Source organism: Embleya sp. NPDC025285 (genome assembly GCF_055558835.1).
In genome coordinates, this window is the sequence record NZ_JBVHLU010000100.1 from 1 (window position 1) to 13,518 (window position 13,518).

At 70.3% G+C, this 13,518-nt stretch carries 14 protein-coding genes and 2 pseudogenes; 8 read left to right on the plus strand and 8 right to left on the minus strand.

Annotated elements, in window-relative coordinates:
• Positions 1–89: 89 nt before the first annotated feature.
• A pseudogene (locus ACZ4FV_RS41605) lies at positions 90–350 on the minus strand (transposase); the annotation flags it as partial.
• Between the two features lie 124 nt (positions 351–474).
• Between ACZ4FV_RS41605 and ACZ4FV_RS41610 the strand changes: the two are divergent.
• From ACZ4FV_RS41610 to ACZ4FV_RS41625, 4 genes are all read left to right on the plus strand, one after another.
• Positions 475–801 (plus strand): transposase, encoded by a 327-nt coding sequence (locus ACZ4FV_RS41610; protein WP_465325870.1) that lies wholly within the window; start codon positions 475–477, stop codon positions 799–801.
• 210 nt (positions 802–1,011) lie between these two features.
• Positions 1,012–2,064, plus strand: a complete 1,053-nt coding sequence (locus ACZ4FV_RS41615; protein ID WP_465325872.1) for an IS110 family RNA-guided transposase — start codon at positions 1,012–1,014, stop codon at positions 2,062–2,064.
• A gap of 23 nt (positions 2,065–2,087) precedes the next feature.
• Entirely contained in the window at positions 2,088–2,960 is an 873-nt protein-coding gene (locus ACZ4FV_RS41620; protein WP_465325874.1) for an IS3 family transposase, read from the plus strand.
• A 43-nt stretch (positions 2,961–3,003) separates the two neighbouring features.
• The gene (locus ACZ4FV_RS41625; RefSeq protein WP_465325876.1) at positions 3,004–3,237 is read left to right on the plus strand and encodes a hypothetical protein; all 234 of its coding nucleotides are present in this window, start codon (positions 3,004–3,006) and stop codon (positions 3,235–3,237) included.
• Positions 3,238–3,395: 158 nt separating this feature from the next.
• Here ACZ4FV_RS41625 and ACZ4FV_RS41630 read toward each other — a convergent pair.
• A pseudogene (locus tag ACZ4FV_RS41630) lies at positions 3,396–3,734 on the minus strand (transposase); the annotation flags it as partial.
• A 112-nt stretch (positions 3,735–3,846) separates the two neighbouring features.
• Between ACZ4FV_RS41630 and ACZ4FV_RS41635 the strand changes: the two are divergent.
• A complete protein-coding gene (locus ACZ4FV_RS41635) occupies positions 3,847–4,389 on the plus strand; it encodes a YrhB domain-containing protein (protein WP_465325878.1) in 543 nt (180 codons plus the stop codon).
• A 2-nt stretch (positions 4,390–4,391) separates the two neighbouring features.
• On the opposite strand, the gene ACZ4FV_RS41640 is transcribed toward ACZ4FV_RS41635, so the two are convergent.
• From ACZ4FV_RS41640 to ACZ4FV_RS41660, 5 genes are all read right to left on the minus strand, one after another.
• Complete coding sequence (locus ACZ4FV_RS41640; RefSeq protein WP_465325927.1) at positions 4,392–4,769, minus strand: DUF6192 family protein; 378 nt, start codon at positions 4,767–4,769, stop codon at positions 4,392–4,394.
• A 698-nt stretch (positions 4,770–5,467) separates the two neighbouring features.
• Positions 5,468–6,106 (minus strand): hypothetical protein, encoded by a 639-nt coding sequence (locus ACZ4FV_RS41645; RefSeq protein ID WP_465325929.1) that lies wholly within the window; start codon positions 6,104–6,106, stop codon positions 5,468–5,470.
• Positions 6,107–6,341: 235 nt separating this feature from the next.
• Positions 6,342–8,789, minus strand: coding sequence for a helicase associated domain-containing protein (locus ACZ4FV_RS41650; RefSeq protein WP_465325880.1), 2,448 nt, complete (start codon positions 8,787–8,789; stop codon positions 6,342–6,344).
• Positions 8,786–9,214 (minus strand): DEAD/DEAH box helicase family protein, encoded by a 429-nt coding sequence (locus ACZ4FV_RS41655; RefSeq protein ID WP_465325882.1) that lies wholly within the window; start codon positions 9,212–9,214, stop codon positions 8,786–8,788. The genes ACZ4FV_RS41650 and ACZ4FV_RS41655 overlap by 4 nt, the downstream gene beginning before the upstream one ends.
• A 50-nt stretch (positions 9,215–9,264) precedes the next feature.
• The gene (locus tag ACZ4FV_RS41660; RefSeq protein ID WP_465325884.1) at positions 9,265–9,720 is read right to left on the minus strand and encodes a hypothetical protein; all 456 of its coding nucleotides are present in this window, start codon (positions 9,718–9,720) and stop codon (positions 9,265–9,267) included.
• A 176-nt stretch (positions 9,721–9,896) separates the two neighbouring features.
• Between ACZ4FV_RS41660 and ACZ4FV_RS41665 the strand changes: the two genes are divergently transcribed.
• From ACZ4FV_RS41665 to ACZ4FV_RS41675, 3 genes are all read left to right on the plus strand, one after another.
• Entirely contained in the window at positions 9,897–10,550 is a 654-nt protein-coding gene (locus ACZ4FV_RS41665; RefSeq protein WP_465325886.1) for a hypothetical protein, read from the plus strand.
• A gap of 143 nt (positions 10,551–10,693) precedes the next feature.
• Positions 10,694–10,975 carry a hypothetical protein gene (locus ACZ4FV_RS41670; RefSeq protein ID WP_465325888.1) on the plus strand — a complete coding sequence of 94 codons (282 nt, stop codon included), beginning with the start codon at positions 10,694–10,696 and terminating at the stop codon, positions 10,973–10,975.
• Positions 10,976–11,244: 269 nt separating this feature from the next.
• Positions 11,245–12,282, plus strand: a complete 1,038-nt coding sequence (locus tag ACZ4FV_RS41675) for a hypothetical protein (protein WP_465325890.1) — start codon at positions 11,245–11,247, stop codon at positions 12,280–12,282.
• 297 nt (positions 12,283–12,579) lie between these two features.
• On the opposite strand, the gene ACZ4FV_RS41680 is transcribed toward ACZ4FV_RS41675, so the two are convergent.
• Positions 12,580–13,341: a hypothetical protein gene (locus ACZ4FV_RS41680; protein ID WP_465325892.1), complete on the minus strand. Its 762-nt coding sequence runs from the start codon at positions 13,339–13,341 to the stop codon at positions 12,580–12,582.
• Positions 13,342–13,518 lie beyond the last annotated feature (177 nt).

Below are 13,518 nucleotides of genomic sequence, written 5' to 3' on the forward strand. Positions count from 1 at the left end.
ATCCTCATACCGTCCCCCGGGAACCCGTCGTCCTACAACGACACCATCACCGGCGACGGCACACGCATATGTGCGTAACTGAGCGGCATTGAGGCGGCCTTCAGGATCTCGTTGGCCCGCCGCAACTCGGCGTTCTCCCTGCGGAGTTGCCTCAGTTCCTCCGACTCGGCGGTGGTCAGGCGGTCGGTCCGCTCCCCGGCGTCGGCCTCGGCCTGGCGAACCCAGTTCCGCAGGGCCTCCTTGTGGATGCCCAGGTCCCGGGCGACATGCGCGACCGGACGCCCGGAGGTACGTACCTCCCGGATCGCCCGTTCCCGCAGCTCATCGGGGTATTTACGTGGTGCTGGCATAGCTTGTGGTGCTCCTTTACGCCGGGCACCATAACCCGGCTTCAAGGACTCCAGCAAACTCAGAGCAGTCGGTTTGACGGACACCCTGTCTGAGGGGTTTGCCCCTCTTGGGAGGATGTCCATCATGGAGCGCATGGGGAAGAAGAAGCCTCGGCCTCGCCGCTCGTTCACGTCGGAGTTCAAGGCCGAGATCGTCGAGCTGTGTCGGCGCGGTGATCGTTCGGTCGGTCAGGTCGCGAAGGATTTCGATCTGACCGAGACCGCGGTGCGCGACTGGGTCGTGCGAGCCGAGGTCGACGCCGGGGAGCGTGAGGGTCTGACCAGCGGCGAACGCGAGGAGTTGGCCGCGTTGCGGCGGGAGAATCAGCGGTTGCGCCAGGACGTGGAAGTCCTCAAGCGGGCCACGGCTTTCTTCGCGTCAATGCCAAAGTTGAGGACATCGGCCGGGTAGCGGTGCAAGAGTGGCAGGCGCCGGCGGGGTTGGCTCGTTTTTTCGCTGCCCCGCATCTTGGTGGCTTGTCCTTGATGTGCCGCCCCGCCGGTCCGGCGATCTCTGCGGTGTGGCCTGATAGAAGCGTGCCCGCTTGCCCGATTTGAGGCGTGCCCCCGTGGAGAACGACCGCCCTGCCCGCGCGTTTGTGCATCCCACCGGAGGCGACCTGTGATCGCGGTCGGCATCGACTCCCACAAGAAGACCCACACCCTCGTCGCGGTGGACCAGGTCGGCCGACGCCTGGCCCAGGTCACCGTCGACGCGACGCCCACGGGGCACACGCGAGCCTGCGACTGGCTGAGGCAGTTCGACCGGGCCCTGCTCGCCGTGGAGGACTGCAGGCACCTGACCAGGCGTTTCGAAGCCGACCTGCTGATGGCGGGCCACGCCGTGGTCCGCGTGCACACCCGGCTGATGGCCGGCGCCCGCCGTTCCGCACGCGAGCGCGGCAAGTCCGACCCGATCGACGCCGAGGCCGTCGCCCGCGTCGCACTGCGCGAGCCGAACCTCCCCAGGGCCGAACTCGACGGCCCGACACGCGAGGTCAAGCTCCGGGTGGACCACCGCAGGACACTGGTCCGCCGACGCACGGCCACCGCGAACAAGCTGCGTTGGATGCTGCACGAACTCGACCCCGAACTGTCCGTGCCCTCCCGGGGCCTGCGTCGGTTGTGTGTCCTGGACGCCCTGGAGGAACACTTGACGGGCCGGGCCGGCGTGGTGGCCGAGATCGCCCTGGAACTGGTCCACGACTGCAGGCTCCTCACCGTCCGCATCAATCACATCGAGTCGCAACTCCGTTCACTGGTACGGGAGTTGGCTCCGGAGCTCCTGACCGTGCCGGGGTGTGGAGTGCTGGGTGCGGCGATGATTCTGGGAGAGACCGCAGGCGCCGCCCGGTTCCGGTCCAAGGATGCGTTTGCACGCTTCAACGGCACCGCTCCCATCCCGGTCTGGTCCTCCAACAAGGTTCGGGTTCGGCTCAACCGCGGCGGCAACCGCACCATCAACACCGCCCTGCACATGGCCGCCGTCACCCAGACCCGGGGCGACGGCGAGGGCGCCGTCTACTACGCGAGGCAGCTCGCGGCCGGCAAGACCCCCAAGGAAGCTCTCCGACTCCTGCGGCGGCGCATCTCCGACCGGGTCTATCGCGCTCTGCTGACCGACGAGGTCGCCCGCTCCCGGCTCCACGACATCGAACAGCCTTGCGCGGCTTGACATAGAAGCATCAAGGAGACCCGGTGACGGTGCACCCGTTCATCGAGGCGGAGAAACGTGCAGGTCACAGTGTCAAGCGCGCCTGTGAACTCCTCAAGGTCTCCCGAGCCGCCTACTACCACCGCCGCACCGCGGCGCCGAGCCCTCGCGCCGTGCGCGATGCGGAGCTGACCGAGCAGATCACGCAGGCCCACCGCGCATCACGCGGCAGCTACGGCGCCCCGCGCATCCACGCGGTCCTGGTCCGCGGCGGCACCCGCGTCGGGCGCCGCCGCACCGCCCGGCTCATGCGCCGGGCCGGACTGGCCGGCCGACATCGCAGACGCGGGCACCGCACCACCGTCGCGGACCCGCACGCCGCGAACCGCCCGGACCTGATCGGGCGGGACTTCACGCCCGGCCCGTCCGTGTCCGGAGCACGATGGTGCGGCGACATCACGTACCTGGCGACCGAACAGGGCTGGTTGTTCCTGGCCACCGTCATCGACATCGCCACCCGCAAGGTCGTCGGCTGGGCAACCGCCGACCACCTGCGCACCAGCCTGGTCGCCGACGCTCTGCGCGACGCCGTTCACAGACAGCGCCCGCAGCGGGGAACGATCTTTCATTCCGATCGCGGCTGCCAATACACCAGTCGCGAACTCGCGCTTCTGGCCGGCGAGTTCGGGATCCGACTGTCGGTCGGAAGGACCGGCCAGTGCTGGGACAACGCGCTCGCCGAGTCGTTCTTCGCCACCCTCAAAAGCGACCTCAGGGCCGATCGGCCCTGGCCGACACGGGCCGCCGCTCACGCCGAGGTCTTCGAGTGGATCGAAGGCTGGTACAACATCCGCAGGCTGCACAGCAGCCTCGGCTACCGCACACCCGTCGAATACGAAGCCGCACTCGCAGCCTGACCACCACAACGAAGGTGTCCGTCAAAGCGGAGCAAGCTCACAGGTGACCCGTCGCAGCGAAGTTGGTCGACCGGCTCGCGCCGACCTGCGCGGACTTCTGCTGGAGCCGGAGTACGCGGAGCCGGTGTGGCGGGACACGGACGGCTGGTATCCGGCCGGGACCCGCCTTCGGGTCGTGGCCCTGGGCTACACCACACCCGGACCCGGCGAGTTCCGACCCGCCCAACTGCGCCCGGCCTCCGACCCGAACATCATCGACGCCACCACAAACCCGTGAACGCACGCCTGGGAGGGCGACGTCGACGCACTCGCGACAGGTGTGTTCCGGGAGAGTGGGAGTCAATCGTGGCGGGATCTTGGGGCCGTTGTTCCGGATGAACGTCAGTCTCTGTCGTTCTCGCGGGTTGCCGGCTGGTTCGTCCGCTGTGATTGTCTGCGGGTGATGCGCCTGGTCATGAGCGTGATCGAGGCCCAGGTGATCAGTGATTCCGAGTGCTGGATGAGCCGTTCGTAGTCCCGGGCATGTCGGCGGGCGTGCATGACCCGGGCGAGCGAGCGTTCGACCACCCAACGGCGGGGCAGGACGACGAACCCGATGGCGTCCTTGGGCCGGCTCACGGTCTTGAGGGTCAGGTTCAGGCGCTCCTTCGCCCAGGTCACCAGTTGTCCGGCATAAGCGGAGTCCGCCCAGACGATGTCGATCTCGGGGTGCATCAGCCGCAGTCTGAACAGCACTTCCTTCGCCGCGTGTCGCTTGCGGCCGTTGATTTTCTTCGCCACAGTCCCATCGACCTCGGCATGCCCGTGATCACGGGGCCGCACTCCGGCCCGAGACGATGATGAAAACCGCTGGTCGTTCCCTCGCCGGTGGAGAGATCATGCGTGAATGATCGACCGCACGTTCGCCATCGGGCTGGTGGAAGCACTGTTGGAGCGTGAGTCGCCCAGGCAACCGCCGGTGGTGACCCACGTTGAGGCGCACGAACTCGTATGGATCGTCTCCTACCAATCCGCGGAGTATGTGCGGACCGGCGACCGGTCTCAGATGCTGGCGGGCAATGGCCCGTTTCTCGTCGATCGCGTTGACGGAGGGCTGCACTCGATCGGGGTGGTGTCCGCAGTCACCGGCGCGTGGGAATCGGACTACCGGACCCGCATCCGCAAGATGTCAACACGAACGGCGGTGGACGACCTGCACGACGAGGTACGCCGGACAGCATCAACTCGCGGGCGGATCTTCGCTATGCACGTGCTGCGGCAGAAAGTCCCTGCGCTTTCTCACGCAGAGGCCATCGAATACGTCACTGCGCTGCAGAGCGGCTCGGCGCCGGCCCCTCTCGTCGCAACCGCAACCAAGACTCTCGTCGCCGAACCGGACCCCGTCCTCCAGGTCCGCACCATCGAGCCAGAGAAACACACCATCGGTTGAACTCAAGCGGCCCGACGGTAGTCCGGATAATCGTCCCTCATCGCCCGGAAGGCGACATCGGGGCGCCGCAACAGACCGGTGGTCACCTGGGCGGCCACGTGGTCGTCACGCGTCAACTCCTCGACCACCCGGACCCTGTCCTCCCGCTTGACCTGCGCGACCACCGTCGGCCGCCGCAGGAAATCGGTGGTGACGGCCGCGGCGACGTTCTCGTCGCGGGCGAGGGTGTGGATCGCGCTGACGTTCTCCTGCGGGGTGACCGGGTGTTCGACCGTCCAGCCCACTCGGCGCTTGGCCCCGTCCACGGTCCAACGAGCCCTGCCCTCCGGCGGGGTGAGAATCGCGGCGAACCGCTCCCGCTCGTCGGCGACCCTGCCCAGAACCTTGTGAACGGTGAAGGAAACCCCGCTCTGCCGGCGGTCCTTCGGCCAGCCCGGCCGTCCACCGGGAGCTCTTCAGCGAGGAATACGACAGGCCGATGTCCTCGGCCAGGCGGAACAACGACTGCTTGACCGTGAACAACTCGTCGCTTTGCTCCCCGCCACCGGCCGCGCAACGGCTCGATCTCCAACGCGTAGTCGCCCATCGTGAACTGGCCTCGCGTGTGGTCCTCCACGATCTGAGCCCGTCCACGGGCGAGACGGTGTCCCCCTCCACCGGATCGCCCGCGCGACGAACGAGAAAGGCTCCGGCCGCGCGTTGCCGCAGCCGGAGCCCTTCCCCGTCGACCTGCGCGAGGCACGGCCCGCACGGCACGCCACGAGGCGAGTATGTGTGGACCCCGCGAAGGGCACCCGCCCACCCTTACACCAACCCGGCCCCCGACGTATTGGATTCACCGGAACGTGGGACGAACGCCGTCGTCGGTCGGTTGCTCTCGCCGCGCTCCTTCGCGTCGATCAGCCGGCGGCTGCGCCGTGACGTGCGCGGTTCAGTCGAGGATGTCGCGGCGGGCTCACATCGGTGACAGCACGAAGTGTCGGCGTACTCGCCAATGCCCAACCGGGTACACGAACGTGCTCACGGCGGGCCGGTGGCTGTTTGCCCACGGCCCGGTCGGCGGAACCGGCTTCCGGCTCTACCGTTGCTGCGGCCCGGTCGGCGACGGCAGATCGAACAGGCGGGAGAGGGCGGCCACCAAAGGGGCGGCGTGGTCGGGCACCTGGCGGGACGCCCAGTCGGCCGCCAGGACGACGAAGTCGCAGAGGTCACGATCGACGCCCTCCAGGAGTCGGCCGAGTTCGCAGGCGGGCAGCTCGATCACCGGGCCGTCGCTCTTCCCGGAGTCGAGGGTGAGCCGGATGGTGTCGCCGAGCCGTTCGACGGTCGGTTGCGGATCGTGGCCGAGCCAGGGCGGGTCGCCGCCGTCGACGACGTCCCGCCATTCGCGCCAATCCTCCAGGCCGCAGCAGCAGCCGGGCGCCATCACGACTCCCGTGGAGGTGTCCACGACGAGCAGGCCGCCCCCCGCGATGGGTTCCTCGGAGGTCAGTATTCCGTGCAGGAAGGATCCGAGCGGGTCGGCCGGCGGGAGCGGGAAGCCCTCCCCGGGGTCGGGGCCGATGTCGTTGCAGCCGACGATGCGCATCATGGCCGTCCCGACCTCGGCGAGCGAGAGTCCACCACCGAGAGCAAGGTGGCCGAAGGACTTCGTCTCGGCAACCGGCCAGAAGGCGAAGTCGCCGTCGTGGACATCCACCCTCAGCACCGGTCGCATGGTGATCACGGGCGAAGTGTGCCCCACTTCCCGCTCACCCCGCCCCTCGTTTTCGCCCGGACATCCCACCCCCACCAGCCGGACCGAACGGCGAACACGCAGAGAGCACGTTCGGCTGTACCTCCCTGGGACATACAGGTGAACGCCGACACGAGGGTCGGGGCCGACCAGGACGAAACGCATCCGTCGCCGGCACATCCACAAGAACTCACAAACCCCGCCAGAACACCCTCCCCTACGTCCACCGCATCCCGAGCGCGGTGAGCGCCTCGACCCGCTCCCGCGCCCAGGAAGCCTGTCGTTGGCGTGCGTTGGCGATCGCCACACCCAACTTCACCGCGCGAACCTCACCACCCGCCTCGACGGTCTCGACGTGTCTGCGCGGCACGCTCAGATGCCCTTCCCGCTCGCGGAACGCGGCTGCGGCGGCCAGGGTCAGCGCCCACCGGTCCACGGCCCGCATCGGCTCCGGACGCCCTTCGGCCTCCTCCGCGATCACCTCGACACCCACCCCGGCCAAGGCCTCCCGCTGCGCCGGCGTCAGGCTCGCCCCGCCGCGCCGTTGCCGCTGCAGCCAGGCGCCGACGTCCTCGCCGTCGATGGTGTGTCCGGGCACGAGTTCGTCGAGGCTTCCGCCCGCCTTGAGGTGCAGTCGTACCGAGGCGAGTATGCGTTGCCATTCCAGGGACCACCGCCGGGCGGGGTCCTGGCGTCCGGTGGGGTTCCAGTCGGGGTCGATCTCGGCCAGGCGTTCCCACCGCCGGGCCCAGCGTGCGGGGTTCTTGCGGGTTTCGAGGGGGCGGCGGCAGTTGGCGAGGAATTGTCCGACGGGGTGGTTGTTGACGGTGGCGGTCTTGGGTGCGGCGAGGTGTCCATGGATGGCGAAGTACGCCCGGCACATGGCGAGTCCGTCCTCGAACGCGGCGTCGTCGACGCTCCACACCATCCCCAGCGCCTCGAGCATCTCGATCCGCCGCCGGCCGATCGCCCCGACCGACCACGCCCTGCGTTGTTCGCTGATCCACGCCCCCACGGGGTGGCTGGTGCCGTTCTCGATGTCGTAGTCGATCGCCTCGAGCGGCACGCGCAGGTCGCCGTGGGTCGCGTGCCAGCGTCGGGCGGCGAGGTAGCCGCGGCGCCAGTCCCGGCGTTCGGGGTCGATGACACGCAGCCGTACGAACTCGGCGAGAAGCGCGGGGTCGTGTTCGGTCATGAACCGTACGAGGAACCGCTCCTCGACGTCGTCGCCCACACCGTCGCCTTCGGGGCCCTCGTCGGCGGTCTCGGTGTCGTTGTTCTCGGCTGCCGGGGTGTCGTCGCCTTCGTTCTCGGTGTCGTCTTCCGTGTCGGAGAGGGCGACGAGTCGGTGGCGTTTGCCGCTGGGGGCGGGGGTGGCGAGCATGTCGAGGACGCGGCTGTCGTGGGCGGCGAGGGCGTGCAGGACGCGGACGAGGAAGTGGTATGAGTCGGAGACGAGCATGTCGTCCGGTTTCTCGTCGGCGGCGAGGAAGACGGGCACGATGATGGTGGCGTCGCGGCCCTCGTGGGGTTCCTGGCGCAGGACGCGGCCGATGGCCTGGACGATCTCGATCACGCTCAGCTTGGGGTCCATGAACGCGACCGCATCCGCGCGCAGATCCACGCCCTCGGCCAACACCCGCACGTTCGACAACACCGCGCGCCGCGTCATCGCCGCACCCGTCGTGGGGAGTTCGAACAGGGCGGGGGGTTCGCGGTCGGTGTGGGCGGCGAACTCGCCCAGCACCCGCCGCCGATGCTCCGCCTCGTGCTCCCCGCACAGCCAGTCCGCCCACACCCGCTCCGGATACGTTTCCGGTTCGCTGTCGTGCAGCCGCTTCGCGACATCGGGCAGGGTCTGTGCGCACACCTGGGCCTCGGCGGTCCGCGCGTGATAGGCGATCACCGTGTTCAACCGCAGATCCGCCGTTACCCGCAACACCGCCGCCTGCAGTGCGGACAGGCGCGCGGCCCGGTACTCCTCGACTTCCTCGAGGCTGCGCCGACCCGGGCCCCGGTTGAGGTTGACACCGCTTGTCTCGGCCAGGTCCTGGACGGTGGGGTCGGCGACGTCGACGACCACGATGCGCGGCCTGGCGAGCAGCCCGAGACGGCACCCGGCCGCGAGTTCCAGGCGGTGGACGGTGGGGCCGTAGATCGCCTCGTCGTCCATGGACGCGACCGTGCGGGCGGGCATCGACGAGTGGATCGGGCGTCCCCCACGTATCCGCGCCGGCCGCGCACCGTCGTCGTCCTCGACTTCGGGGTCGTTCCGGTTGTCGAAGTCCTCGTCCTCGTCGTCCCGGTCGTCCCGGTCGGGCTCGTCGTTCTCGAGGCCGTCGGTTGCGGTGGTGTCGGGGTCGTCCCAGACGTCGTCGTCGGCGTCGAGGGGCAGTTGCCCGGTGTCGCCGCGGCCGGTGCCCTCGCCGTAGGCGCTGACGTCGGCCGGCTCCCACACCCGCGGTGTCGCGGTCAGATACAGCCGCCCCAGCGCGGCCAGGACCCGGTCGTCGTGCACGGCGGTCCAGGGGCGGCCGAGCCGTCCGCTGGAGCGGTGTCCCTCGTCCACGACCACCAGCTGCCATGGGGGAAGGCGCAGCCCGACCATGCCCCGGTGGGCGGCGAGGATCGTCTCCAGCGACTGGTAGGTGGCGTACACCGTCACCGGCCCCTCGACCGCCCCGTCCACAGGGCGAGTCGCGGTGCGCTGGTGGTCGCCCGCACCCCCGCGGCGGCCAACGCCGCGTCGCCGCCGAGCGAGCACACCGCCACCTGGACGCCGCCGGTGCGCCCGGCCCGTTGCCAGGCGGTCACGGTCTGCACGAGGAGGTCGAGGGTCGGCACCAGGACCAGTACCCGCCCGCGCGCGGCCGGCGTCGCGGCCGCCCCGGCCGCCACCCACGTCTTCCCGGTCCCGCAGGCCATCACCGCGGTGGCCCGGCGCCCGCCGTGGGGCGCGCTGCCGACCGCCTCGGGGTCGGGGTTCTCCAGTTCGCGGACGATCGCGGCGAGCGCGTCGCGTTGGTGCGGGCGCAGCGCGGCGACGCCGGCGCGAGTGGGGCGGGTCGAGGGGTGGGTGGGACGGCGCATCGGGGTCTCCGCGTTAGGCGATCGGGCCGTTCGAACATCGGAGGGTGGGGTCACGCGCCGCGGGGGGCGATCTGGGAGACGCGTTGGTGGGACAGGCCCAGGGCGGCGCCGGTGTCGCGGTTGTTCCATCCCTGGTCGATGAGGGTGCGTGCGGCGTGGCGTGCGGCGTCGCGTACGGCCTGTTCGGCGTACACGAGCGCGATGCGTGCCTCGATCAGGGCGATGATCGCGGCGTCGGCGTCGGGGTCGGCGGGGGCGAGATGGACGCCGAACCCGCCGTGCCCGGCCGGCAGGTGTTCGCCGACGGCGGTTCCGGTCGCCGTTTTCGCCTCGCGCCAGGTTCGGCCCCGGGCGGTGGCGGTTCGGCCGTCGGGGAGATCCCCGATCTCGACGACCCACGTGTTGCCGACGCGGGTGGCGTATCCGGTGTACGAGGGGATGGGGGCCGGGCCCTCGGGGTCGACGTCGGTGACGTCGGGCTGGTCGAACAGGGCGTCCGTGGACATGCGGTCGATCCTCTCGGGAACGCGGGGCGCGCGGCGAGCGCGAAGTGGCGGCCCTCAATCCTTGTCTATTCGGGCTAGCCAATCATGGCTAGTTTGAATAGACAACAGGTGGGGGGTGAAAGGTTGATGGACTCCCTCGACACCGTCGCCTGGCGCGGCCGGGTCCACCCGCCCGCGTGAGGTCGCCGCGGGCCGTCGTCGCGTTGTGGGTGGTGTGTGGGACGGTGGCGCGGGACGAGCAGAAGAAGGGGGCGGCCGTGGCCGAAGGTCGTGATTGGTTCGGGGTGCTCGTGTCGTTGATGCCGCCGGAGCCGGGGTCGGGCGAGACGTTCGTTGCCCGTCCCGGTGTCGCCGGCGAGGAGGCGTACCCGGGGGACTACGTGGCTTTTGTGCGTGTGTACGGGTGCGTGGAGATCGGGGAGTGGCTCGGTGTCTCGGCTCCGGAGGGGGCGTGGTCGCCAGCGTTTCCTGCGGGCACGGTGGAGACGGCCACCGAGGGCTTGCGCGACGTATGGGAAAGGACCGGCCCGCCCGACCTGGTCACGCGGGGCTGCGGCTTTCGGCCCTGGGGCGCGACGGGGGGCGGCGACACTGTGGGGTGGCTCGTGGACGGCCCGGATCCCGAGGCGTGGAGGACGCTCGTGGGGGACCGGGGCCGCGAATGGCGCGTCTACGACTGCGGCATGGTCGAGTTCCTGTGCCGTCTCCTCCTGGCGGACCGGGAGAACCCGCTCGACGTCCCGCCCTTCCTCCGGGGAACGCGCGGGCCCGGGGCCCGACGCTGGCGAACCCTCCTGGCGGCAGCGCTCTCCGACCACGACTCACACTGAACCCCTGGCCGCCCTCCCGTCGCCGGCCGCCGCAGCGCTTCCGGGTAGTGGTGCGGGCCCGGCGGACAAGGGTCGATTTGCCGGGGCATCGGGTTCAGCAGGCGAAGGTGCGCCATTCGTTGCGGGGGACGAGGCCTTCCCGGGTGTCCCAGCAAGTTGGTGGCCCATTTCCGGGCGAGGAGGACGGGGCGGGTGAGGACGTGGTCGCCGGCGCGTTGGACACGGACCACGACGCCGATTTCGGATGCGCACGGGTCGACGTCCCGGGACTACCGCACCCGGTGGCCGCGTGCGGTGAGGTGGTCGCAGAAGGCGTCCTCCAGGCGGGACGGCGTCCGGCCGACCAGGGGGATGTCGTCGAGGTGCACCTGCGGGCCCGCCGGGCGTCGATCGCGATCGCGGCCGGCCCGATCGACTCGTCGTAGTACAGGTTCACCGCCGCACCGGAGATCCTCGAGCCCGCCGGGCCGCGCACGGGCCACAGATCGGCCTCTGTCACCCGTCCCCGGCCGTCCCCGCTCGTTCCGACCGCCCTCAGGACGCCGTCGACCCCGGCCGCGCTGCCGTTCCGCGCACACCCTCGGGGAGGATCCGGGCACCGGACGGCAATCCCGTGTTCGGCTGTTCGTTCGTGGTGTCGGTGTCCGCTGGTAGGCAGGAATCTTTCGGCCGGTGACAGCCGTGGGAGGCGACCGTGACGTCCGAGGATCTCGTGTTCGATTTCGAGCGGGTGCGTGTGCACGGAGTCGAGGTGTACGAGGGGACCGAGCTGGATGTGCGTGTGGTGATCGCGGGGATGCCGAGGGACGTCAAAGACGGCTTCGCCTACGACCGGGTGCCGTGGGGGCGGTTCTCGCACGCGTACGGCTCGGGCGAGGACGTTCCCGGCTACTTGGAGCGGCTGCGTTCCGCCGACCCGGGCATGGCGCGTCACGGGCTCTCCTTGTTGGCGGGCTCCGTCTTTCATCAGGGTACGAAGGGTTCGGTGGCGCCGTTGACGGTGCCGTTCCTGCTGCGGATCGCGGCGGACCCGGCCGGGCACGAGCGGGTGAACGCGCTCGGCCTGGTCGCGGCGTTGGCTCGCCGCGACGACTGGGGCGACGGGTCGCGCACCGGTCTGTTGCGGGTGGCCGACGCCGACGACGAGGTGCGCGTCGACACGAAGGGCTATTCGCAGAACTGGTCGGTGCGGGCGGCGCGGGACGCGATCGCCGCAGACGCGCACATCCCGATCGCCTTTCTGGACGACCCGGACCCGGAGGTGCGGGAGGAGGCGGCGTACGTCCTGGCGGCGTCGTCGGACCGCGCCCGGGAGATCTCCGCCGCCCTGCACGGGCGGTTCCGCGTCGAGGAGATTCCCCGTCTGCGGGCCGGCCTGGTCCTGGCGATCGCGCAACTGGCAAGGGAACACCACGACGAGGACGCCGCCGCGTTCACCCGCGCGTGCTGGTCGGACCCCGCACGCCCGCCCGAGGTCAGGGTCGCCGCCGCGCTGGGATGGTTGTGCCTGACCCGCGACCCGGTGCCCGAGGAACTGCGCGCGGTTCTCGACGAGATCGTCACGGACGAACTCGGCCGCCTGATGGCCCGGGTGCCCTGGATGCGGTGGGTCGACGACTACTCCCGCGGCGCCGGACTGACACACACCCTGCACCAGATGTGCCACCCCGTCCCTACGCGCCCCGATCCCCGGGCGGACCCCGAGGGCTTCGCCGACGACCCGCCCTTTTGAGACCGGCGCCGGGGACACCGCGGATTTCGCGAAAGATTCGGCCGTGGGCGACCGGCCACCCCGAACCACCCGACACCTCACCACCACGCTCACGCTGCGGCGCGCCGGTGGATCGTCCCGGGCGATCTGGCATCGACCGGCCACGAACATCCCCGGACCGACTTCACACCCCGCTCACCGGCGCATCTCCCGTTCCCTGAGGAGTCGTTCGCGTTCGGTGATCTGCGCCCGGTGCACCGCCCGGCGACCGACGGAATGTGCCGGCAGCCGGTCGCCGGCGGCTGTCGTTGCTCGACCTCACCGTGCGGGGGACGTGATCGCCGCGATCTTGTCGACCTGCGCTTTCATGACCGCTTCGGGTATCGCCACCGGCGGTGGGCCGAACATGCCCAGGGACATGCCTCTGACCAGTACCGGCCCCACTCGGACCACGGTGACGACGATCGAGTACTGGCCGTCGTCCGTGCCGAATTCCAGGGACAGGCTGTCGTCACCGAGGTCGTGGCCGGCGCCGCCGGTCAGCGCGTATTCTGCGGTGGAACTCTCCTGGGGGGCGGGGTTCTCGGTCGTCTCCACGAAGTCGCCGCACGAGGGCAGGGCCTTCCTCGCCGCGTCCAGGGCCCCGGTCGCGTCGTTCCCGGAAAGGAGGGCGATGCTCACCGAGTGGACGGTGCCCGGCGTCTCCTCCGACTCCAGTCCGAGGTGGGTCACGGCCTTCGGCGCGGCGGCCCCGGACAGGTCCTCCAGATCGGCGATCGGCTGGCACTGCGGCTTGGCCGCCTTCGGATTCAGCGCCGGCCGGGTGACCTCCCCCGTCGGCGTCCACCCCCTCGGCAGGTCCCGCTCCACGACCCAGGCTGCCCGCAATTGCTCGGCGGTGAGCTCCTTGCCCTTCGGTGTGTCGGACGCGACTCCCGGGATCCCGGTCGAACTTGCCTCGGTGACCGGGCCGTTCGACCCGTCTTTCGCATCGCGGGCATCGTCGGAGTCGGAACACGCGCCGGCCGCCAGGAGCAGGGGGACGAGGGCGGCGGCGAAACGTCCACGGGCGGGGCGCATGAACCTGATCGACCAATCGTTCGATGGTGGGGACGCGCGCATCCTCGCACAGGGCTTCGCCGCGAACTCGCACGCCTGCCGTCCACTTCGATTCCGCTCCCGGAGGATCCCGGTCGGACCGGCACGGCCGGGTGCCGCCCCGAGGCGCAATGCCTTCCGCCGCCGCCTCGGGGGAGT

What these genes read in the sequence shown, in the direction of transcription:
- ACZ4FV_RS41610 (WP_465325870.1), top strand. Translation starts at nt 475, where the DNA reads ATGGAGCGCATGGGGAAGAAGAAGCCTCGGCCTCGCCGCTCGTTCACG.
- ACZ4FV_RS41635 (WP_465325878.1), top strand. Translation starts at nt 3,847, where the DNA reads ATGATCGACCGCACGTTCGCCATCGGGCTGGTGGAAGCACTGTTGGAG.
- ACZ4FV_RS41645 (WP_465325929.1), bottom strand. Translation starts at nt 6,106, where the DNA reads ATGCGACCGGTGCTGAGGGTGGATGTCCACGACGGCGACTTCGCCTTC.
- ACZ4FV_RS41655 (WP_465325882.1), bottom strand. Translation starts at nt 9,214, where the DNA reads ATGCGCCGTCCCACCCACCCCTCGACCCGCCCCACTCGCGCCGGCGTC.
- ACZ4FV_RS41660 (WP_465325884.1), bottom strand. Translation starts at nt 9,720, where the DNA reads ATGTCCACGGACGCCCTGTTCGACCAGCCCGACGTCACCGACGTCGAC.
- ACZ4FV_RS41680 (WP_465325892.1), bottom strand. Translation starts at nt 13,341, where the DNA reads ATGCGCCCCGCCCGTGGACGTTTCGCCGCCGCCCTCGTCCCCCTGCTC.